Here is a 20,412-nt window from a genome sequence, read left to right as displayed (position 1 = left end):
AGAGCCTTCCGACAGCGGGATACAAAAAAGGAGCGGCCAGGCCGCTCCTTTTCCCTGTCTGGCTGATTATTCCGCCAGTTTGAATGTGATGAACGTTGCACGGCCCTGACGCAGCACCCGCATCGACACCGAACGATTCTTCGGCAGGTCCTTGGCCACGTCGGTGAACTGCTTGGCCGAGGTGATGGCCTGGTTGTTCAGGTGAGTAATCACGTCGCCCGTCTGCAGGCCGATGAGCGAAGCAGGACCGTCCTGAACATCCTTGATAGCAACGCCACCTTTCAGGTCCATCGATTTCAGCTGCTCGGCGGTCAGGTCAATGACCGAAACGCCCAGACGGTTGCTGTTGCGCTCGACACCTGACTCGGAAGCGCCCATCTCCTCGCCTTCTGCTGGCAGCGCGCCGACAGTCACGGTCAGTTTCTGACGCTTGCCGTCGCGGATCACTTCCAGTTCGGCTTTGCTGCCGTCTTTCAAGTTGCCGATCAGGTGTGGCAAGTCTGCGGACATGACGATAGGCGTACCGTTGGCGCTGAGAATCACGTCACCGACCTGCAGACCGGCTTTGGCGGCAGGACCGTCATCCAGCACCTGCGCGACCAGGGCACCGGCCGGCTTGTCCAGACCGAACGACTCGGCCAGGTCCTTGTTCACTTCCTGAATCACAACGCCCAGCCAGCCGCGATTGACCTTGCCGTTAGCCTTGAGCTGGTTGGCAACGTCCATGGCCACGTCGATCGGGATCGCGAATGACAGGCCCATGAAGCCGCCGGAACGGGTGAAAATCTGCGAGTTGATCCCCACGACCTCACCGGCCATGTTGAACAGCGGGCCACCCGAGTTGCCGGGGTTGATCGCTACGTCCGTCTGAATGAACGGCACATAGGTGTCGTTCGGCAGGCTGCGGCCCTTGGCGCTGACAATGCCTTTGGTGACCGAGTGGTCGAAACCGAACGGCGAGCCAATGGCCAGCACCCACTCGCCCACTTTCAGCTTGTCAGAGTTACCGAGCTTGACGGTCGGCAAGTCTTTGCCGTCGATTTTCAGGACGGCCACGTCGGTACGTGGGTCAGTGCCGATCAGCTTGGCCTTCATTTCGCTGCGATCAGACAGGCGCACCAGAATTTCGTCGGCACCGTCGATCACGTGGTTGTTGGTCAGGATGAAGCCGTCGGCGGAGATGATGAAGCCCGAGCCCAGGGACTGCGCTTCACGTTGACGATCGCCTTTGCCCGAGCCTGATCCTGGTGGACGCGACCCCGGCGGCATGCTGCGCTCCAGGAATTCACGGAGCATCGGCGGCAGGCCTTCCAGGTCAGGCATCTGCCCCTTCGCCACGGAGCGGTCTGGCAGTTTCTGGCGGGTACTGATGTTGACGACGGCAGGCGAAGCCTGCTCCACCAAAGATGTAAAGTCCGGCAGGGCTTCGGCCTGCGCAGTGAGGACCTGACCGAGCATCAGCACGGCGGCCATCCAGGACAGATAAGTTTTCAAGCGTGGTATCGACATACGGCTCCCGTTCACAACGAGCATGGTTAAGCGGTACGAACCCAACAGGTTCGAGGAGCATCTGCATCTGGCAGTGTTGCTCAGAGCATCACTCTCAGCCAGTTTTACGCTGTTTCAGCTTTCTGAAAGCTGAAACAACAAAAGGCCAGAGCCAAGAGGCTGTGACCTATAGAAAAAAAAGAGTGGGATTGCAACCTGCAAAGCTGACCAAACATTTCAGCGTCTCGATCAAAGCCCGCGTTTGCGTGGCTGGCGGATGATAACGCCCTGCATGAAACCTTTTTCATGCAGGGCATACACCGGTTGGGGTCAGTTCTTGCTGGTCGCCCCGGACGCCTTGCTGCCAGCAGAGGAGGTGGCAGCATCATTGCGCATCGACAGGGCAATACGCTCGGCCGTACCGATCGGGATTTCGCCCACTACAGTCACCATTGCGTCACCCTTGGGGGTGGTCAAGCGACGGGAGACAGCGACAGTCGGGCCTAATTGGGTGCGAATGTCAGTCACCGCCGCGCCACTCACGGGCTCGATGAATACAGAGAAGCGGGCCAAGCCGTCGTCATACATGAGACTGGTGACCAGCGTCTTGGAGTCCGGATCTTTACGCGCAGCGGCGTTGCTGAGCTCAAAGCCGGGCGGCAACCAGTCGGAATGCCAGGCAACTTGCTGCTTTTGCGGCTCCGGTTTGGTTTTCGCCACCGTAACAGTTTTGCAATCAGCACTGGGCTGAAGCATCTGGTCGGTCAATGGGTCCGCCGAATTGAGCTCGGTAAACTGGAAACGCTCCAGCAGCTGCCCTTTGTCGCTCAACAACAGCGATTTGAGAGGCAATCCGGTCTGGTTATCCAGATGAAGCTCGATGCCATAGCGATGCTGATCGCGGGGCGTCAACGTGACGACTGTAGCTGGACGTCCCGCGACACGGGAGCTTCCAGCCACTTTCATGTCATACCACGCCGACAGCTTTGCAGCATCGAAGGCGTGAGCAGGAGAATCCGGGAGGTTCGACACACCCGCTTCAAGGGTACCGCTGACGCATTGGGTTACCCCATCAACGCGCAGCACCTCTTGAGCGGAACCATCGAGCTGAAGCAAATGCTCACTGACCTTGCCATCTGCAACGCGATGCCAAATCCGGTGAGTGGAGAAACTTCCATTGCGTTCGTAAACGAAGGTGCCTTGAAAGCTTTGCTGCTGTTCTGCCTGCGCAAGACGCTTGAGCTGGTCTTGCGCATCATCGGCATGAACGGGAAGGACCAGCCATCCACCAAGCAGAAGCGGCACTAGAGGGATGGCGCGCATGATCCTCCTTAACGGTTTTCCAGGCTGGCGGCGCGTGCGTATGGCAGTGCGCTTTCAGTGCCTTTCAACGCAGCTTGCTGAGCATGTTGACGCAGATACCCAGGCAGACGCTGATCGTGCCAGCCAGCCTGATTCTGCAACACTCCGCTGGCCATCGGCCCCGGGGCTTGCTCGCTTTCGGTGTAACCCGCCAGTACCGCAGGACCCTTCACTTGAGGCATTGCGATGTTGGTCGGCTGTGCCGATTGCTGCGCCAGTTGTGCACCAGCGATTTCGTCCTGGTTGTAAAGACGCACGCCAGCCAGCACGGCGACAGTGACCGAAGCGGCTACCGCCAGGCGTCCAAGCGTACGCCAAGGACCACGTCCGGCCTTCAGCGGGCTGACTTCGTCGGCAATCGCGGCGGAGACAGCAGCCGAGATGTCCAGATGAGGCATCAGCAGTTCTTTATGCATTGCTGCACGAGCAATTTGATAACGCGACCATGTGGCACGTGTATCCGCATCGTCGATTGCGTTGAGCACCCGACGTAATTCCAATTCGTCCGCTTCGTTATCCATCACCGCGGACAGCGATTCCTGCAGGGCTTCACGACTCATGGCGGTTCCTCTCATATGGCTATCGCCGCTGTCTCAGGTTTCCTGCAACAAAGGCTGCAGGGCTTTATCAATGGCTTCCCGAGCGCGGAAAATGCGAGAGCGCACGGTACCAACCGGACATTGCATCACGCTCGCAATGTCTTCGTAACTCAGACCGTCAAACTCACGCAAAGTTAGAGCTGTACGCAAATCTTCTGGCAGTAGCTGGATGGTCCGATGGACAGTGCCCTCGATCTCATCCCTCAACAATGCACGTTCCGGCGACTCGATGTCCTTGAGGCCATGATCGCCGTCGTAGAACTCCGCGTCTTCAGATCTGACATCGCTGTCCGGCGGTCGCCGACCTCGCGACACCAGATAATTCTTCGCCGTGTTAATGGCGATGCGGTACAGCCACGTATAAAACGCACTGTCGCCGCGGAAATTCCCAAGCGCACGGTAAGCCTTGATGAAAGCCTCTTGCGCGACATCCTGGGCTTCGTGGGTGTCGTGAACGAACCTCACGATCAACCCAAGAATCTTGTGCTGATATTTCACCACTAGCAGATCAAAGGCTCGCTTGTCGCCGCGCTGTACGCGTTCGACCAGTTGCTGATCCTCTTCCTGGGTTAGCATGAACACTCCTCATAAAGCTCAAAGGAGTGTCGCAGAGGCTGCTTCACAGGCTTGCAAACATAGACTCGGGCTTTTCGCAAAAGTTCTCCCCCCTTCAAGCAAGTTTCCGGCGAGCGTCGGTAGCCCGCACGAAAAACGCAGCTCGAACCAGGTCGGCTGCGTGAATAATCTTTTCGTCGAAAGCGCTTGCGCGGAGGGATGAACCCTCTTTGCGCTGCGCCGACGCTGTCCCTTTATCGGCAACCCTCTATTGAACGTGGGGCTTCATGAAAAGTTCCCATATTTCGTTGAGGGCTGTAAGACACGCACCGCGAGTTTGTAGGATCCAATTCGAACGCAATGCTGACATTGAATTCGCCCTCCAAACGGTATGCACGATGCTGCGGAGTAGCGCACAATCCGCCCCCGCTGTGATTCACAATTGCCATAAAATCCCAGCCATTGTGCCGTTACCACTCCTTACATACTAGTGGCCATATAGAAGCCGAGATAAGAAGAAATGAGCCGACACTTTCAGCACGACGTTTTGGTGATCGGCAGCGGTGCCGCCGGATTGAGCCTGGCGCTGACCCTGCCCGATCATTTGCGCATCGCGGTCTTGAGCAAAGGCAATCTGGCCAATGGCTCGACCTTCTGGGCGCAGGGCGGCGTGGCGGCGGTGCTGGACAACACTGACACCGTTCAATCCCACGTTGAAGACACCCTCAATGCCGGTGGCGGCCTGTGTAAAGAGGAAGCGGTGCGATTCACCGTTGAACACAGCCGTGAGGCCATTCAATGGCTGATCGACATGGGCGTGCCCTTCACCCGCGACGATCAGTCGGCCGTCGTGGATGGCGGTTTCGAATTTCACCTGACCCGGGAAGGCGGCCACAGCCATCGCCGCATCATCCACGCCGCTGACGCGACCGGCGCTGCTATTTTTCGTACCCTCCTGGCACAAGCACAGGCGCGCCCGAACATTGAATTGCTGGACCAGCGGGTCGCCGTCGACTTGATCACCGAGCGTCGATTGGGGCAGGACGGTGATCGCTGCCTGGGCGCCTACGTGCTGGATCGCGCCACTGGCGAAGTCGATACGCACAGCGCGCGCTTCACGATTCTGGCATCAGGCGGCGCGGCGAAGGTTTATCTCTACACCAGCAACCCTGACGGGGCCTGCGGTGACGGCATAGCCATGGCGTGGCGTTCGGGTTGCCGGGTTGGCAATCTGGAATTCAATCAGTTTCACCCGACCTGCCTTTATCACCCGCAGGCCAAGAGTTTTCTGGTAACCGAGGCCCTGCGTGGCGAAGGGGCGTATTTAAAGTTGCCGAATGGCGAACGCTTCATGCAGAGGTTCGACGAGCGCGCCGAGCTGGCCCCACGAGACATCGTCGCACGGGCGATTGACCATGAAATGAAACGTCTGGGGGTCGACTGCGTTTATCTCGACATCAGCCACAAACCCGAAGATTTCATTAAATCCCACTTCCCGACTGTTTATGAACGGTGTCTGGAATTCGGTATCGACATCACCCGCGAACCCATTCCGGTGGTGCCGGCCGCCCATTACACCTGCGGCGGCGTCGTGGTTGACCAGCACGGCCGCACCGACGTGCCGGGTTTATATGCCATAGGCGAAACCAGCTTCACCGGTCTGCACGGCGCCAACCGAATGGCCAGCAATTCGCTGCTGGAATGCTTCGTCTATGCCCGCTCGGCGGCTAACGACATCATCACGCAGCTCGGGGCTATCAAGCAGCCAGCGGACTTGCCGTTCTGGGACGCGAGTCAGGTGACGGACTCGGACGAGGACGTGATCATCGCCCATAACTGGGATGAGCTGCGCCGCTTCATGTGGGACTACGTCGGTATCGTGCGCACCAACAAGCGCTTACAGCGCGCCCAGCACCGGGTGCGATTGCTGTTGGACGAAATCGACGAGTTCTACAGCAATTACAAAGTCAGTCGCGACCTGATCGAGCTTCGCAACCTGGCTCAAGTCGCCGAACTGATGATTGCCTCGGCCATGGCGCGCAAGGAAAGCCGGGGGCTGCATTACACGCTGGATTACCCGGACATGCTGCCCGAGGCCGTGGACACTATTCTGGTGCCACCCACCTTCGCCGACTGAATTTCAAGCGCAAACGAAGGCGTCGGTGGGTGTCCGGCGCCAGACTGTCGCTGGGAATGCACAGGCTCCTGACCCACAAACGACTCAGCCAACCACCGCCCGGCAGGCGAAACCTCAGCACGATTAAGTGAGGTAACGCGAGACTGTCCGGACGCAACTGAACTGGCTGCCACCCTGCCCGTTCGTTCCATAAATGCCACCCGGTATCGTCCCGACGCAGCCCGGTGAACGCTCGGGCACCGCTCAACAGAATCGACGTCGGCACGCAATGAAAGCCATGAAGCACGCACAGCAAAGCGCCGAGCAAAATGGCCCAAACGGGGAGACTCAGGAAAAAGAGGCAGATCAACGCGAGCGCCTGAGCGCCGAGGTATGCCGTCAGCAAGGCCCGGGAGCGCTGCCAACGGCATTCGAAGCAATCACTTCGGCTGGACACGGTCCAGAATCATGCGAACCATGCGCTGCAACTCCGGATCTTCCGATTCCCCGCGCTGCATGAACCAGACGAACATGTCCTGGTCCTCGCACGTCAGCAGACGGACATAGAGCGCACGGTCAACGTCGTTGAGCGATGGATAGACTTCTCTGACAAACGGCACCAGCAGCACATCCAGTTCGAGCATGCCGCGGCGGCTATGCCAGAAGAGGCGGTTGAGTTCAATTTCTTCGACCATGGGGCGCTCCTCGAATTTGGCGGCGAGTATACAGGGGAGCCCGCGAGCGGCGAACCCGCGTTTAGTCGCAATGCATTGCATATACCCATAAACGAGACAGGGCACTATGATGGTGCCCCAGACTTTTACCCCTGCGATGAACCATGGCCGATTCAGCTTTTTTCTGCCCACTCTCCCACGAAGGTGTACTGGCCGTTCGCGGCGTGGACGCCAGTAAATTCCTGCAGGGCCAATTGACCTGCAACATGGACTATCAGAGCGAGGCGACTGCCACGCTGGGCGCCCGCTGCACGCAAAAAGGGCGTATGCAGTCCAGCTTCCGCATTCTGTTGGAGGGTGATGGCGTGCTGCTGGCCATGGCCAGCGAGCTGATCGAGCCGCAGCTGCTCGACCTGAGAAAATACGCCGTTTTCTCCAAATCCAAGTTAAATGACGAAAGCGCCGCCTGGGTTCGTTTCGGCCTGAGCCATGCCGACAACGCGCTGGGCAGCCTGGGCCTGGATTTGCCTGAGGCGACCGATTCGGTAGCGCGGGCCAATGACCTGATCGCTATTCGCGTCTCCCTTGGCCGCGCCGAACTCTGGGTTCGGGCTGATCAGGCGTCGGATGTACGCGGTCGTCTGGCGGAACAACTGTCCGAAGGTTCGCTCAATGACTGGCTGCTGGGTCAGATTCGTGCCGGTATCGGGCAAGTGTTCGCGCAGACTCGGGAAGAATTCATCCCGCAGATGATCAACCTGCAGGCCGTGGGTGGCGTCAGCTTCAAGAAGGGTTGCTACACCGGACAGGAAATCGTGGCGCGGATGCAGTACCTGGGCAAACTCAAACGTCGTCAATATCGCCTGTCGTTCGACGGCAGCGAAGTGCCTGAGCCAGGCGCTGCGCTGTTTTCTCCGGTTCACGCCAGCGCAGTCGGTAACGTGGTCATGGCGGCCCGATCAGCCTCGGGCATCGAGCTGCTGGCCGTCTTGCAGGCGGACGCCGTGGAAGACGGCAATATCCGTCTCGGCACAGCGGACGGTATTGCGTTGCAACTCGGCGAACTCCCGTACACTTTGGATGCCAAACTGGAGACACAGCGTTGAGCCGTCGTTGTCTGCCCCTTGCCGTCGCGTTTACGGGGTGCTGACCGGAATGCCTTATCCAGAGATCCAATATGAGTAGTATGGCTGACGAGGTGCAGAGGGACCTGATCCGGGCGATCGACAAGGACGCCCTGTTTCTGCCGACGCTTCCTGAAGTTGCGCTGAAGATTCGTCTGGCTGCCGAAGATTCGGAAATCAGCATCATTGCCTTGAGCAAGGTCATCGGTAGCGATACCGCCCTTTCCGCTCGCCTGATCAAAGTCGTCAACAGTCCATTGCTGCGCCCGAGCTTCGAGGTCAGCGACGTGCTGACTGCGGTTCGCCGGCTGGGGGTCAACTACAGTTGCAACCTGGCGATCGGCCTTGTGGTGGAGCAGATGTTTCACGCCAAGTCCGAAGTGGTTGAAACCAAAATGCGTGACATCTGGAAACTGAGCCTGCAAGTTGCCGGGGTCAGCAACCTCTTGAGCCATCAGCGAGGTCATTTGAAGGCTGACAAGGCCACCCTCGCCGGCTTGATTCACCTCATTGGTGTATTGCCGATCCTGACTTATGCCGAAGACAACTTCGAACTGCTGGCCGACGCCGTGAGCCTCAATCATGTGATTGAACGCATTCACCCGATCATTGGCGAGCGACTACTGCGGTCATGGGATTTTCCAGAGGCGTTGGCCATCGTGCCGCGACAGTTCCAGAATTTCGGCCGGATATCAGAACAGGCCGATTACGTGGATTTGGTCCAGGTCGCGACCGTGCACGTGCATGAAGCCACCAGCCGTCCCTACCCCAATCTGGATGTGCAGAACATGCCAGCCGTCAAACAGCTGGGGCTGAACATGGCCGATGGCGGGTTGATCGGGCAGATGAACGACGCCATGACGCTGCTTTACTAGCCGCTGATCGACCTGCGGGACAAAGACTTGTGGGAGCGAATTTATTCGCCCCCACAGAGCCGTATCGATTCAGACGTTCAGCGTGTTTCAAGCTCTGACGTCGCGAACGTCACTCGCACTTTCAAGCCCCGCTCTGCCCCGTCATGCAACGTGATCTGCGCCAAGTGCGCTCGACAAATCTCGCCGACAATCGCCAACCCCAAGCCTGATCCCGCGCTTTGCTGATTGCGCCGATAAAAGCGCTCGAATACCCGGTCACGCTCGTGCAGCGGTATGCCGGGGCCATCGTCTTCGACCTCCAGCACGCACGGCGAATGCACGCGAAGCACCACATTGCCTCCCGGCGGCGTGTGCGCGAGCGCGTTGTCGACAAGGTTGCTCAACAGCTCGTTGAGCAACGTGGGCTCACCTTTCATCCACACCGGCTCGTCGGCTTCCAGCGCCAACGCAACACCTCGCTTGTGTGCCAGCGGAGCCATCGCCATGCCCAGTTCACGAGCCAATTGGCTGAGGTCGAGCAACTGCGCTCCACCTTCTGCAATGGCCCGGGCACCGTTTTCGATCCGCGCCAGCGATAACAATTGATTCGCCAGATGGGTCAGCTTGTCAGTGCCGGACGCGGCGCTTTCCAGCGTGCTGCGCCAGGCAGCGGGTTCCTGATCTCGTAGCCCCAACTCAACCTGGGCCTTGAGCGCGGCCAGCGGGGTTCGCAACTCATGGGCGGCATCGGCGATGAACTGCGCCTGACGCTCGAATTGCATGCGCAGCCGCTCGGTGAAGTGATTGAGCGAACTCACCAGCGGACGCAGTTCATGCTGCACCTGCACCATTGGCAATGAACGCAGGTCGTCGGGCTGACGCTCTTCCACGGCCGTGCGCAGCCGGTCCAGAGGGCGTAACGCAGCACTGACCGTGAACCACACCAGCAGCAGCGCGCCGCTGCCAAGCATGCCGAGACGCAGCAAGGTGTCGGCCATCAAGCCTCGGGCCATGTTGACCCGCTGCTCTTCGGTTTCGGCCACGCGGATTTCGGCAATGCCGTTCATGTTCGGCTCACTGACCGCCTTGAGGAGACTCACCACGCGCACATCTTGCCCCTGATAACGCGCGCTGTAGAACTTGGCCAAGGCGGGATAATCGTCGGTACGCGGCGTGCCGGGGGGCGGTGCAGGCAGGTTTTCGTAACCGGAAATCAGCTTTTGGTTGATGTCGTTGACCTGGTAATAGATTCGCCCCGCGCTGTCGTAGGCGAAGGTGTCCAGGGCAACGTACGGCACGTCGGCACTGAGGGAGCCGTCGCGTTCGGACAACCCCGCCGCGATGGTCCGCGCCGACGCCAGCAACGTCCGGTCGTAGGCCGTGTCTGCCGCTTCGCGCCCGTTCCAGTAAGCGCTCATGCCACTGGCGATCATTAGCACCACCAGCAGCAAACCCAGGTTCCACAGCAGGCGCCAGCGCAGGCTGTTTTCCGCTGAAGGAAACGGGTTAAGCATCGCGGCTTTCCAGCAGGTAGCCCAGCCCACGGAAGGTCACGATGGCAATCGGATGCCCGTCGAGCTTCTTGCGCAGGCGGTGCACGTAAATCTCGATGGCGTCGGCACTCGCCTCTTCATCCAGGCCAAAGACCTGCGCGGCGAGTTGCTCTTTGCTCATGACCCGGCCGGGTCGGGCGATCAGCGCTTCGAGCACTGATTGCTCGCGGGAAGTCAGGGTCATGGCGTCGTCACCCAGAGTGAAACGCCGCGTGTCGAGATCGTAGACCAACACCCCGCAACGCTGCTGACGTTCGCCGCCCAGGACGCTGCGCCGCAGCAGGGCTTTTACTCGCGCTTCGAGCTCGGACAATTCGAAAGGTTTAGCGAGGTAATCGTCGGCCCCCAGGTTCAGGCCGTGCACGCGATCCTTGACGTCGCTGCGGGCGGTGAGCATCAGAACCGGGGTGTTTTTGCCCCGCGCGCGAAGTTTGGCCAACACCTCGAAACCGTCCATGCGCGGCAGGCCGACGTCGAGAATCGCCACGGCGTATTCCTCGCTGCTCAGCGCCAGGTCAGCGGCCACGCCGTCATGCAATACGTCCACGGTGAGCCCGCTGCCCTTGAGCGCCAGCGCGACGCTTTCAGCCAGTTGCAAATGGTCTTCGACAAGCAGGACACGCATGGATGTCTTCCCTTGGGGCGTTGAATGGTGGCGGAGTTTACAGGCGCAGCACCCGGTGTGGAGATGCGAAATGTCTGAAAATCCACCGATGAAAGTGGAAACACAATCACTGAAAGTTTCATGAAAGGTAGTTGAAAGGTTGCTGAAAGCTTCGCTGATTAGGATTCGGTCACGCCTCGTTACGATTGCACCTCGCGCTGCCTTCGTAACGCTGGGTCGTGACGAAAAACGCCTCGATGCGTTTTCAACAATAAAAACAATATCGGAGTCATCGGTGATGCCATCACTGCACATCCCGGCCATTGCGCCGCCTGAACCCCGTCCTGTTTTGAGTACACTTCGCCGCTTGGCGCTGTGCATCGTCACGTCCCCGTTTTTGCTGTTCGCAGGCTCGTCACGCTGCGAAACGATTGCCTGATCGACTCATACCCAAAAACAACAACTCCGCCGGAGACTGACCATGAACCTTTCACTGCGCCGTATCAGCGTCGCCGCCAGCTGCATGCTGGTGGCCACTCAATTGTGGGCTGCCGAGCCTAACCGCCCTGAATGCATCGCCCCGGCTTCGCCCGGCGGCGGCTTTGACCTGACCTGCAAACTGGCGCAAAGCGCGCTGGTCAACGAGAAGTTGCTGAGCAAACCGATGCGCGTGACCTACATGCCGGGCGGCGTGGGCGCAGTGGCGTATAACGCGGTAGTCGCTCAGCGCCCCGCCGACGCGGGCACGCTGGTGGCGTGGTCCAGCGGCTCATTGCTGAACCTGGCGCAAGGCAAGTTTGGTCGTTTCGATGAAAACGCCGTGCGCTGGCTCGCGGCCGTCGGCACCAGCTACGGCGCCATCGCCGTGAAAGCCGATTCGCCTTACAAGAACCTCGACGATCTGGTCAAAGCACTGAAAGCCGACCCGAGCAAAGTGGTGATCGGTTCAGGCGGCACCGTCGGCAGCCAGGACTGGATGCAGACTGCGCTGATCGCCAAGGCCGCAGGTATCAACCCGCGTGACCTGCGCTACGTCGCGCTGGAAGGCGGCGGTGAAATCGCCACGGCCCTGCTTGGCGGCCACATCCAGGTCGGCTCCACCGACATTTCCGACTCCATGCCGCACATCCTCAGCGGCGACATGCGTCTGCTGGCCGTGTTCTCCGAGCAGCGTCTGGACGAGCCGGAGATGAAGAACATCCCCACCGCCAAAGAGCAAGGCTACGACATCGTCTGGCCCGTGGTGCGCGGCTTCTACCTCGGGCCAAAAGTGACCGACGAAGAGTACAACTGGTGGAAAGCTTCCTTCGACAAGCTGCTGGCTTCCGAAGATTTCGCCAAGTTGCGCGACCAGCGTGAACTGTTCCCCTTCGCCATGACCGGCCCCGAGCTGGACACCTACGTGAAGAAGCAGGTCGCCGACTACAAAATGCTGGCCAAGGAATTCGGCCTGATTCAGTGATTGAACCCCTACGACTGGTTCTCCATTGACTGACTACGTGTCGCGCCGCCTGCGCGGTGGCGCGACCAGGAGCTTCCTATGGTCTTGCAACGACTGTTTGCCTTCGTGCTGCTGTTGGCCTGTATCGGCCTGGCGCTGATGGCCTGGCCTTATCAGGCCCCGTTTTCCTACGAACCCGTTGGCCCGCGAGCGTTTCCGCTGCTCATGTTAGGGCTGATGGGCCTCTCGCTGCTGTACATGTTGATTCGCCCAACCCCGATCAAGCATTCCGACGACGAGCCGCCGCTGGATCGCCCGACCCTGATCAAGATTTCGATTTGCACGGTGCTGTTGCTGGTGTTCGCCGGTCTGTTCGAGCCGCTGGGCTTCGTGCTCAGCAGCATCCTGATCGGCATCCCCATGGCCCGGTTGTACGGCGGTCGCTGGCTGCCGAGCATCGTCATCACCACGTTGATGAGCATTCTGCTGTACGTGCTCTTCGACAAAGTGATGGATGTGCCTCTGCCCCTCGGCCTGCTCGACGTTCTGGAGAACTGATATGGACACTCTCGGTTACCTCGGCCAGGGCTTCGGCGTCGCATTGACCCCGTACAACCTGGTCACCGCCCTTTCCGGCACCCTGATCGGCACCATCGTCGGCCTACTGCCGGGCCTTGGCCCGATCAACGGCGTGGCGCTGTTGATTCCCATCGCGTTCGCCCTCGGCCTGCCGCCTGAGTCGGCATTGATCCTGCTGGCAGCGGTTTATCTGGGCTGCGAATACGGCGGGCGCATCAGCTCGATTTTGCTGAACATCCCTGGTGAAGCCTCCACCGTGATGACCGCGCTGGATGGCTACCCGATGGCGCGTCAGGGCCTGGCCGGTGTGGCGTTGTCGCTGTCGGCGTGGAGCTCGTTCATTGGCGCCTTCATTGCCACCTGCGGCATGGTGATGTTCGCCCCGCTGCTGGCCAAATGGGCGATTGCCTTTGGGCCTGCGGAGTATTTCGTGCTGATGGTTTTCGCCATCGTCTGCCTCGGCGGCATGGCCGGTGATCGACCGCTGAAGACCTTCGTCGCCGCGCTGATCGGCCTGTTCCTGTCGAGCATCGGCATCGACGCCAACAGCGGTGTGTACCGTTTTACCGGCGACAACATCCACCTGGCTGACGGCATTCAGTTTGTCGTGCTGGTGCTGGGCCTGTTCTCGATCAGCGAAATCCTGCTGTTGCTGGAGAAAACCCATCGCGGCCAGGAAGCGGTAAAAGCCACCGGGCGCATGATGTTCAACTTCAAGGAAGCGGCGTCGGTGTTCACCGTCAACATCCGTTGCGGCCTGATGGGCTTCATCATGGGCGTGTTGCCAGGTGCCGGTGCGACGCTCGCCAGCGCCGTGACCTACATGACCGAGAAACGCATCGCGGGCTCGAGCGGAAAATTCGGACAGGGCGACATGCGCGGTCTGGCAGCCCCTGAAACTGCCATCGGCGCAACTGCCTGTGGCGCGTTGGTGCCGATGCTGACCCTGGGCGTTCCAGGTTCGGGCACCACCGCCGTGATGATCGGCGCGCTGTCGCTGTACAACATCACGCCGGGCCCGCTGCTGTTCCAACAGCAACCGGACATCGTCTGGGGCCTGATCGCATCGTTGTTCATCGCCAACATCATGCTGGTGATCCTCAACATTCCGATGATCCGCATCTTCACCCGCATCCTGGCCGTGCCGAACTGGGCGCTGGTGCCGGTCATCGCGATCATCACGGGGATCGGTGTCTACGCCGTTCATGCCACCACGTTCGACCTGTTCCTGATGGTCGGCATCGGCATCTTCGGTTACATCCTGCGCAAGCTGGACTTCCCGCTGTCGCCGATTCTGCTGGGCTTCATTCTCGGCGGTTTGATGGAGCAGAACCTGCGTCGCGCGCTGTCGATCTCCAACGGCTCGCTGGAGATTCTGTGGTCCAGCCCGATCACCCTCGGCGTGTGGGTCGTGACCGCCTTCATGCTGGTGCTGCCGCTGATCCGCATCTGGCGCAAGCGCAGCGTTCAGCGTCGCGCACTGGCCGATGTCTGACCGGCCGTTCAAAACGTGGTGGGGTACGCCGCTGGTCGGCCTGCTCGGGGGCTACCTCGCCAGTCAGGTCGGCTGGCCGTTGCCCTGGATGGTCGGCTCATTGTTGGCGATCATCCTGGTCCGCTGCCTCACCCCGTGGCAGCTGGCTGAAATCCCAGGCGGCCGCAAATGCGGCCAATGGGTGGTCGGCATCGGTATCGGCCTGCACTTCACTCCTGTCGTCATCGAACAAGTCCTCTCGCATTTCGGCCTGATTTTCATCGGCGCACTGGTGACCAGCGTCTCCAGCGTGGTCGGGGTATGGCTGATGCTGCGTACCGGGGAAGACCGCGCCACAGCGTTCTTTTCCAGCATGCCGGGGGGTTCGGGCGAGATGGTCAACCTCGGCGCGCGCAATGGCGCAACCCTCAGCAACGTCGCGGCGGGGCAGAGCCTGCGGGTCCTGGCGGTGGTGCTGTGCGTACCGGCGATCTTCAAATACCTGATGGGTAACGGCGGACCGCCCGCGCACGCAACGGTGGTGGACTGGACCTGGCTGGCGCTGCTGTTCCCGCTCGGCGCGTTGGTCGCGTGGGGTTGGCAACGCTTGAAGCAGCCCAACCCGTGGCTATTCGGCCCGTTGCTGGTGAGTGCGATCGTCAGCGTCAGCTTCGACCTGCACATTGGGTTGCCCAATGGTGGCAGTCAGATCGGCCAATGGCTGATCGGCAGCGGGCTGGGTTGCCACTTCAACCGGGCCTTCTTCCGTCGTGCGCCCTCCTTCATGGGACGCACCCTGATTGGAACGGCGCTGACCATGAGCATCGCCGCGTTATGCGCATGGATACTGAGTGCCGCGACGCACCTTGATCTGCGTTCGCTGACCTTGGGCATGATGCCCGGCGGGATTGCGGAAATGAGCCTGACGGCTGAAGTGCTGCAACTGTCGGTGCCGCTGGTGACGGCCATGCAGGTGATGCGGTTGTTGTTTGTGTTGTTTCTGGCGGAGCCGTTGTATCGATATTGGAATCGGCAGGCTGCCCCGTAGCCTCACATGCCCACTGGGACAGAGTTTGTTAACATCCGGACCTTCGCCAGAGGTGACCCATGCACATTCAAAAACTCCAGATAGAGAACCTTCGCTCGTTCAAAGAAGCCGAGATCGAATTCAATCTGCCTGAGACGAAGGGCGTGCAGTTTCCAAATGTGAACGTGTTGCTGGGCGACAACGGACTGGGCAAGACCAGCGTCTTGCGAGCGGTAGCACTGGCAACGCTGGGGCCTTTGCTCAGCGGCTCCTCTGGTTTCGTTTCTGAAGGCCTCGTACGGCGTCCACCTGCCAGAAAGGCTGGCAAGGTCGATCTGGACCGTCCGGACCCGGCAGAGCTAACGGCAACCGTCCGTTCGACCGAGAGCGAACTGTCGAACGCGGGCGACTGGCCAATGCCCAGCCACTTTTCGATGACGACACACATTCGCACGCTGAGCTCTACTGAAAAGCTCGACTGGTCGGTCTCTCCCAATTCCACGGCGGAATCAGCCGAAAACCTTCAATTTGATGAGGCTAGCCCAGCATTTTTCGTCGTGGGCTATGGCGCCACGCGCCGGGTTGAAGCCTCGTCTCAAGTCGATGGCAGTGCGCGGATGAAGTCCAGGCTGCGGCGTTATGAACGGGTCGCGGGCTTGTTCGAGGAGCACATGTCGCTGATGCCGCTTTCCTATTGGCTGCCTGCTTTTGCCGAGCAGAACAAAGGGCGTTACAAGCAAGTGATCACCCTGATCAACAAGCTGCTGCCCGACCATTGCCAGATTCAGCCTGCGGCATCGCGGACCCGAGACGGGTTTGAGCATTTGTTTGAAATGAACGGCATCGCCCTGCCGTTCCGTGCGCTGTCGGACGGATTCCGTGGGTACATCGGCTGGATCGGCGACATGCTGTTTCACATCTGCCAGGGTGTCAGGTCCGGTGAGCGGTTGAATCAGACACGAGGGGTGGTAATGGTCGATGAAATCGACCTGCATTTGCACCCCGAGTGGCAACGCACGGTGGTGCCTACGCTTGCCGCAGCGCTGCCCAACATCCAGTTCATTCTGACGACCCACAGCCCGCTGGTCGTGGGGTCGCTGTCGTCGAACAATCTTTATGTACTGGAATACGATCAAGAGGAAGCGGCGAGTGTGATCAAACGCCTGCCGGAAATCGTTCAGGGCAAAAACTCTGATCAGATCCTGCTTTCCCCTTATTTCGGGCTGGACACCACGCGCTCAGCCCTGGCCGCCGAAACCCTCAGTGAGTTGGCCAGACGCGCGGAGGCAGGAGACCCGGACGCGGCGCTCAATTATCTGAAAGTGATGTCTCGTGGGATGGCCGCGAAACGAGGTGATACCCGTTCAGCCTCAAAAACCAGTGGGTTGCCTGCTGCGGCCATCAACCGGGCGCTCAAAAAAACGACGGAATCCAAAGAGTGATCCGCTACCCCATCACCGAACAGGAACTGATAGCACGCATCAACCTGCTCTCCCCCAAATGGATGGGCGCGGCGGCGGAACGGACTCAAGCATTTGTCGACGCGGGTCAGTACCTGGGTGGCAATGACTTCTGGGGCACGATCAAGCAGGTCTACATCGAGTTGCAACATGAAAAATGTGCGTACTGCGAAACCAGGCTCCAAGGCTCTGCACTGGCGAGCAAGGTGCATGAAGTCGAGCATTATCGCCCCAAGTCGAGCGTCAAGGCATGGCCAAACCGAGCGATCGCCCACTGGAAAGACTTCACCCATGACTGGCCAACCGGAACGGCCAGTGCCATAGGGTATTTCCGCCTCGCCTACCATCACCTGAATTACGCGATCGCCTGTACCCGCTGCAATTCGACGCTGAAGGCCAACTACTTTCCGGTTCGTGGCCCCCGTGACTTCAACAGCCAGTCACCCCAAACCATGCAGGGTGAGGCTGCGCTGCTGCTTTACCCGATATCGTCGGTAGACCCCGATGATCCCGAGGACATCATCACCTTCGACGGGGTACTCGCCATACCGGCGCACCCACAAGGTCCCGCCTATGAGCGCGCGATAACCAACATTGAGTTCTTTCAGCTCAACAGCCAGGATTTGACGTCCAGACGCGCCGATTGCCTGCGCGGGCTCTGTCTTGCACTTGACCCCAGAGGTTCTGACGCCTATCAACGCAAAAAAATGAAAATCGCGGAGGCCCTGTGCAGCCCGAAAAGCGCATTCAGTGCCTGTTCCAGAGCCTTCCGTACACTGTGGTCGGCGGATTCTGCAAGGGCCCAAAGGATCGCAGAACTCTTATTCGAAGACCTCGACGACTGACAAAGGCCTTACACAACCGCGGGTAATCGCCATTCAATGGGTGTGAGGCCATTCTGCTGCAGGTACTTGTTGGCCATGCCGAAATGCCCGCAACCGAGGAAGCCTTTGTAGGCCGACAGCGGCGACGGGTGGACGGAGGTCAGGATCAGGTGCTTCGACGCGTCGATCAGCTTCTTCTTGCTCTGTGCGTGAGACCCCCACAGCAGGAACACCAGATGCGGCTGATGGGCGCTGACGGTTTCGATGATCTTGTCAGTGAAGTGCTGCCAGCCTTTACCCGCGTGTGATGCTGCGTTGGCCCGTTCGACGGTCAAGGTGGTATTGAGCATCAGCACGCCTTGATCGGCCCACGACTGCAAGTAGCCATGGTTGGGAATGTCGATGTTCAGGTCACGTTTCAGCTCTTTATAGATGTTGACCAGCGACGGCGGCGCAGGCACTCCCGGTTGCACCGAGAAGCACAAACCGTGGGCCTGATTCGGCCCGTGGTAAGGGTCTTGACCGAGGATGACCACTTTCACGGTGTCCAGCGGCGTCGAATTCAGGGCATTGAAGATCAGCGGGCCTGGCGGATAAATCTCTTTACCTGCCGCGTGCTCCTGGCGCAGAAACTCGCGCAGTTCGCCCATGTAGGGCTTTTCGAATTCTTCGCGCAGAGCCTGTTTCCAACTGGGCTCCAGCTTGATGCGATCGTCGTCAGTCATGTTCATATCCGGAAAATCAATGCGCGGACTTTAGGGGCTGTGGCCAATTATTTCCAGCGCAGCGCATCGGGGGTTTCCTACACTCCACTGCATCGACCCTGTGCAACTTCCCGTCAACCGGGAGACTCACAGCCTGGATAGACACCTGTCCCACAAACATGAGGTCACGATGAATCTGCAATTCGAAGAGCTGACCGGAACCGACGGCGCCCGCTTGGGCATTGCCACGCTGGACGCTGAAAAATCACTGAATGCACTGTCGCTGCCGATGATTCTGGCACTGCAAGATAGGCTCGACGTCTGGGCCAGCGACCCGCAAGTCGTCTGTGTATTGCTGCGAGGCAATGGCGCGAAAGCCTTTTGTGCGGGCGGTGACGTCCGGGCGTTGGTCGAAGCGGCTCACGGCAAACCGGGAAAAGTCCCACCCTTGGCAGCGCAGTTCTTTGCCGCTGAATACCGACTGGATTACGCGCTGCACACCTACCCGAAACCGGTCATCTGTTGGGGCCACGGCTACGTGTTGGGCGGCGGCATGGGCTTGCTGCAGGGCGCCAGCATTCGCGTGGTCACGCCGAGCAGCCGACTCGCCATGCCGGAGATCAACATTGGCCTGTACCCGGATGTCGGCGCCAGTTGGTTTCTGTCGCGGCTGCCCGGAAAACTGGGGCTGTTTCTGGGGCTGACGGGGTCGCACATCAATGGCCGCGACGCACTGGACCTGGACCTTGCGGACCGTTTTCTGCTGGACGATCAGCAGGAAGAAATGATTGATCGCCTGTTGCAACTGAACTGGCAGGAACAGACCGCCGTTCAGCTCAACAGCTTGTTCAAGGCGCTCCAGCAGGAGGCGACAGAGCAATTGCCTCCCGCGCAATGGCTACCCCGTCGGCAGCAGATCGACGAATGGCTGGATGTAGGCGACGCGATCTGTGCGTGGAATGCGCTCAAGCATCAATTGCATTCGCAGGACGCGCTGCTGGCGAAGGCTGCGAAGACGCTGACCGAAGGCTGTCCGATGACGGCGTTGTTGGTGTGGGAACAGATCCAGCGTGCGCGGCACATGTCGCTGGCTGAAGTCTTTCAGATGGAATACAGCATGAGCCTCAACTGCTGTCGTCATCCCGAGTTTGCCGAAGGCGTGCGCGCGCGGTTGATCGACAAGGATCACACGCCGCACTGGCACTGGCAGGACATCGCCAGCATTCCACTGGCGGTGGTGGAGGCACATTTCGAAAAGGCGTGGGAAGGACGGCATCCGCTGGCGGATCTCTCCGAATACTGAAGAAACAGCAACGAGCCGGGAGTTTCGAGCGACAAGAAAAAAGCACGGCCACCTCGACCGTGCTTGAAGCTTAAGGCTCGTGGCTGCTTCTACCGGCTGCCACCGCTTTGGCTGTCGTGTCCACCCCGACCAAACCCGCCGTCGCGATGGAAGTTGCCGCCGCCGCCCGGTCTGCCAGGGCCGGGGCCGCCGCCGGGGTTGCCATGCCAGCCTCCCCCGCCAGGTCTTGGGCCGGGAGGTGGGGGTGGTGGGCGATAACCTGAACCACCGCCATGGTAACCGCCTCCGCCGCCATTCCAGTGCCCGCCGCCGTAACCGGGGCGTCCGCCGTAGCCTGGACGCCCGCCATAACCAGGACCTGGGCCGTAGTAACGCGGTGGCGGCGCGTAATAGCGAGGCGCCGAGTAATAACGCGGCGAGTAATAGATAGAGGGGCCGTAGCCTCCCGAATAGCCACTCGGGCCTACCGCCCGATAGCCGTCATACACGTATCCGCTGCTGTAAACGGGCTGCGTGTAGGTTTCCTGTTCGTAATAGCCTCCTCCGTAACAACCTGCGAGAGACAACGTCATCAACACGGTAAGCAAGCTTCGTCGATACATAGCGGCCTCCTGGACCGCGATAGAGCTCAAACCAGCGGCGCTGGTCGGCGTTCCCGAAACTGCCGAGAA

The 20,412-nt window shown here is 59.8% G+C and carries 20 protein-coding genes; 10 read left to right on the top strand and 10 right to left on the bottom strand.

The annotated features are described in order from the left end of the window. Positions 1 to 66: 66 nt before the first annotated feature. From AAEO81_RS06980 to rpoE, 4 genes are all read right to left on the bottom strand, one after another. Positions 67 to 1,503, bottom strand: a complete 1,437-nt coding sequence (locus AAEO81_RS06980) for a DegQ family serine endoprotease (protein ID WP_341964483.1) — start codon at positions 1,501 to 1,503, stop codon at positions 67 to 69. A gap of 315 nt (positions 1,504 to 1,818) precedes the next feature. Then, positions 1,819 to 2,811, bottom strand: a complete 993-nt coding sequence (locus tag AAEO81_RS06975; protein WP_341962473.1) for a MucB/RseB C-terminal domain-containing protein — start codon at positions 2,809 to 2,811, stop codon at positions 1,819 to 1,821. Between the two features lie 8 nt (positions 2,812 to 2,819). Continuing rightward, a complete protein-coding gene (locus tag AAEO81_RS06970) occupies positions 2,820 to 3,410 on the bottom strand; it encodes an anti sigma-E factor RseA C-terminal domain-containing protein (protein WP_166596209.1) in 591 nt (196 codons plus the stop codon). A 33-nt stretch (positions 3,411 to 3,443) separates the two neighbouring features. Further along, positions 3,444 to 4,025 (bottom strand): RNA polymerase sigma factor RpoE, encoded by a 582-nt coding sequence (rpoE, locus tag AAEO81_RS06965; RefSeq protein WP_037014368.1) that lies wholly within the window; start codon positions 4,023 to 4,025, stop codon positions 3,444 to 3,446. Positions 4,026 to 4,524: 499 nt separating this feature from the next. On the opposite strand from rpoE, the gene nadB reads away from it, so the two are divergent. After that, complete coding sequence (nadB, locus tag AAEO81_RS06960) at positions 4,525 to 6,141, top strand: L-aspartate oxidase (protein WP_341962469.1); 1,617 nt, start codon at positions 4,525 to 4,527, stop codon at positions 6,139 to 6,141. Here nadB and AAEO81_RS06955 read toward each other — a convergent pair. Beyond that, positions 6,110 to 6,577, bottom strand: coding sequence for a protein YgfX (locus AAEO81_RS06955; protein ID WP_341962467.1), 468 nt, complete (start codon positions 6,575 to 6,577; stop codon positions 6,110 to 6,112). The genes nadB and AAEO81_RS06955 overlap by 32 nt on opposite strands. Next, positions 6,561 to 6,815 (bottom strand): succinate dehydrogenase assembly factor 2, encoded by a 255-nt coding sequence (locus tag AAEO81_RS06950; protein WP_110950141.1) that lies wholly within the window; start codon positions 6,813 to 6,815, stop codon positions 6,561 to 6,563. Before AAEO81_RS06950 ends, AAEO81_RS06955 begins: the two co-directional genes overlap by 17 nt. Positions 6,816 to 6,958: 143 nt before the next feature. On the opposite strand from AAEO81_RS06950, the gene AAEO81_RS06945 reads away from it, so the two are divergent. After that, on the top strand, positions 6,959 to 7,900 hold the full coding sequence (locus AAEO81_RS06945; RefSeq protein WP_341962465.1) for a folate-binding protein: 942 nt from the start codon (positions 6,959 to 6,961) through the stop codon (positions 7,898 to 7,900). A 71-nt stretch (positions 7,901 to 7,971) separates the two neighbouring features. Continuing rightward, a complete protein-coding gene (locus tag AAEO81_RS06940; protein WP_166596205.1) occupies positions 7,972 to 8,793 on the top strand; it encodes an HDOD domain-containing protein in 822 nt (273 codons plus the stop codon). 77 nt (positions 8,794 to 8,870) lie between these two features. Here AAEO81_RS06940 and AAEO81_RS06935 read toward each other — a convergent pair whose 3' ends face one another. Together AAEO81_RS06935 and AAEO81_RS06930 are read right to left on the bottom strand one after the other, a co-directional pair. Beyond that, complete coding sequence (locus tag AAEO81_RS06935; RefSeq protein ID WP_341962461.1) at positions 8,871 to 10,286, bottom strand: sensor histidine kinase N-terminal domain-containing protein; 1,416 nt, start codon at positions 10,284 to 10,286, stop codon at positions 8,871 to 8,873. Then, entirely contained in the window at positions 10,279 to 10,950 is a 672-nt protein-coding gene (locus AAEO81_RS06930) for a response regulator (RefSeq protein WP_341962460.1), read from the bottom strand. The genes AAEO81_RS06935 and AAEO81_RS06930 overlap by 8 nt, the downstream gene beginning before the upstream one ends. Positions 10,951 to 11,404: 454 nt before the next feature. On the opposite strand from AAEO81_RS06930, the gene AAEO81_RS06925 reads away from it, so the two are divergent. The 6 genes from AAEO81_RS06925 to AAEO81_RS06900 all read left to right on the top strand — a co-directional run bounded on the left by AAEO81_RS06925 (position 11,405) and on the right by AAEO81_RS06900 (position 17,755). Continuing rightward, positions 11,405 to 12,391, top strand: coding sequence for a tripartite tricarboxylate transporter substrate binding protein (locus tag AAEO81_RS06925; protein ID WP_166596371.1), 987 nt, complete (start codon positions 11,405 to 11,407; stop codon positions 12,389 to 12,391). A gap of 78 nt (positions 12,392 to 12,469) precedes the next feature. Then, positions 12,470 to 12,928, top strand: a complete 459-nt coding sequence (locus AAEO81_RS06920; RefSeq protein WP_341962458.1) for a tripartite tricarboxylate transporter TctB family protein — start codon at positions 12,470 to 12,472, stop codon at positions 12,926 to 12,928. A 1-nt stretch (position 12,929) separates the two neighbouring features. Continuing rightward, positions 12,930 to 14,444 (top strand): tripartite tricarboxylate transporter permease, encoded by a 1,515-nt coding sequence (locus AAEO81_RS06915; RefSeq protein WP_341962456.1) that lies wholly within the window; start codon positions 12,930 to 12,932, stop codon positions 14,442 to 14,444. Continuing rightward, on the top strand, positions 14,437 to 15,471 hold the full coding sequence (locus AAEO81_RS06910; protein ID WP_341962453.1) for an AbrB family transcriptional regulator: 1,035 nt from the start codon (positions 14,437 to 14,439) through the stop codon (positions 15,469 to 15,471). The genes AAEO81_RS06915 and AAEO81_RS06910 overlap by 8 nt, the downstream gene beginning before the upstream one ends. Positions 15,472 to 15,530: 59 nt before the next feature. Beyond that, the gene (locus AAEO81_RS06905) at positions 15,531 to 16,892 is read left to right on the top strand and encodes an AAA family ATPase (RefSeq protein ID WP_341962452.1); all 1,362 of its coding nucleotides are present in this window, start codon (positions 15,531 to 15,533) and stop codon (positions 16,890 to 16,892) included. Beyond that, a complete protein-coding gene (locus tag AAEO81_RS06900) occupies positions 16,889 to 17,755 on the top strand; it encodes a hypothetical protein (protein WP_341962451.1) in 867 nt (288 codons plus the stop codon). The genes AAEO81_RS06905 and AAEO81_RS06900 overlap by 4 nt, the downstream gene beginning before the upstream one ends. 8 nt (positions 17,756 to 17,763) lie before the next feature. On the opposite strand, the gene ung is transcribed toward AAEO81_RS06900, so the two are convergent. Next, positions 17,764 to 18,459 carry a uracil-DNA glycosylase gene (ung, locus tag AAEO81_RS06895; protein ID WP_341962450.1) on the bottom strand — a complete coding sequence of 232 codons (696 nt, stop codon included), beginning with the start codon at positions 18,457 to 18,459 and terminating at the stop codon, positions 17,764 to 17,766. A 169-nt stretch (positions 18,460 to 18,628) separates the two neighbouring features. On the opposite strand from ung, the gene AAEO81_RS06890 reads away from it, so the two are divergent. Then, entirely contained in the window at positions 18,629 to 19,741 is a 1,113-nt protein-coding gene (locus AAEO81_RS06890) for an enoyl-CoA hydratase/isomerase family protein (protein ID WP_341962448.1), read from the top strand. A gap of 89 nt (positions 19,742 to 19,830) precedes the next feature. Here AAEO81_RS06890 and AAEO81_RS06885 read toward each other — a convergent pair whose 3' ends face one another. After that, a complete protein-coding gene (locus AAEO81_RS06885; protein WP_341962446.1) occupies positions 19,831 to 20,343 on the bottom strand; it encodes a hypothetical protein in 513 nt (170 codons plus the stop codon). Positions 20,344 to 20,412 lie beyond the last annotated feature (69 nt).

It is taken from the genome of Pseudomonas sp. RC10 (assembly GCF_038397775.1).
GTDB lineage: Bacteria > Pseudomonadota > Gammaproteobacteria > Pseudomonadales > Pseudomonadaceae > Aquipseudomonas > Aquipseudomonas bambusae.
The sequence above is the reverse complement of the archived record's forward strand: the minus strand, read 5'-3'. Positions and strand labels throughout refer to the sequence as shown.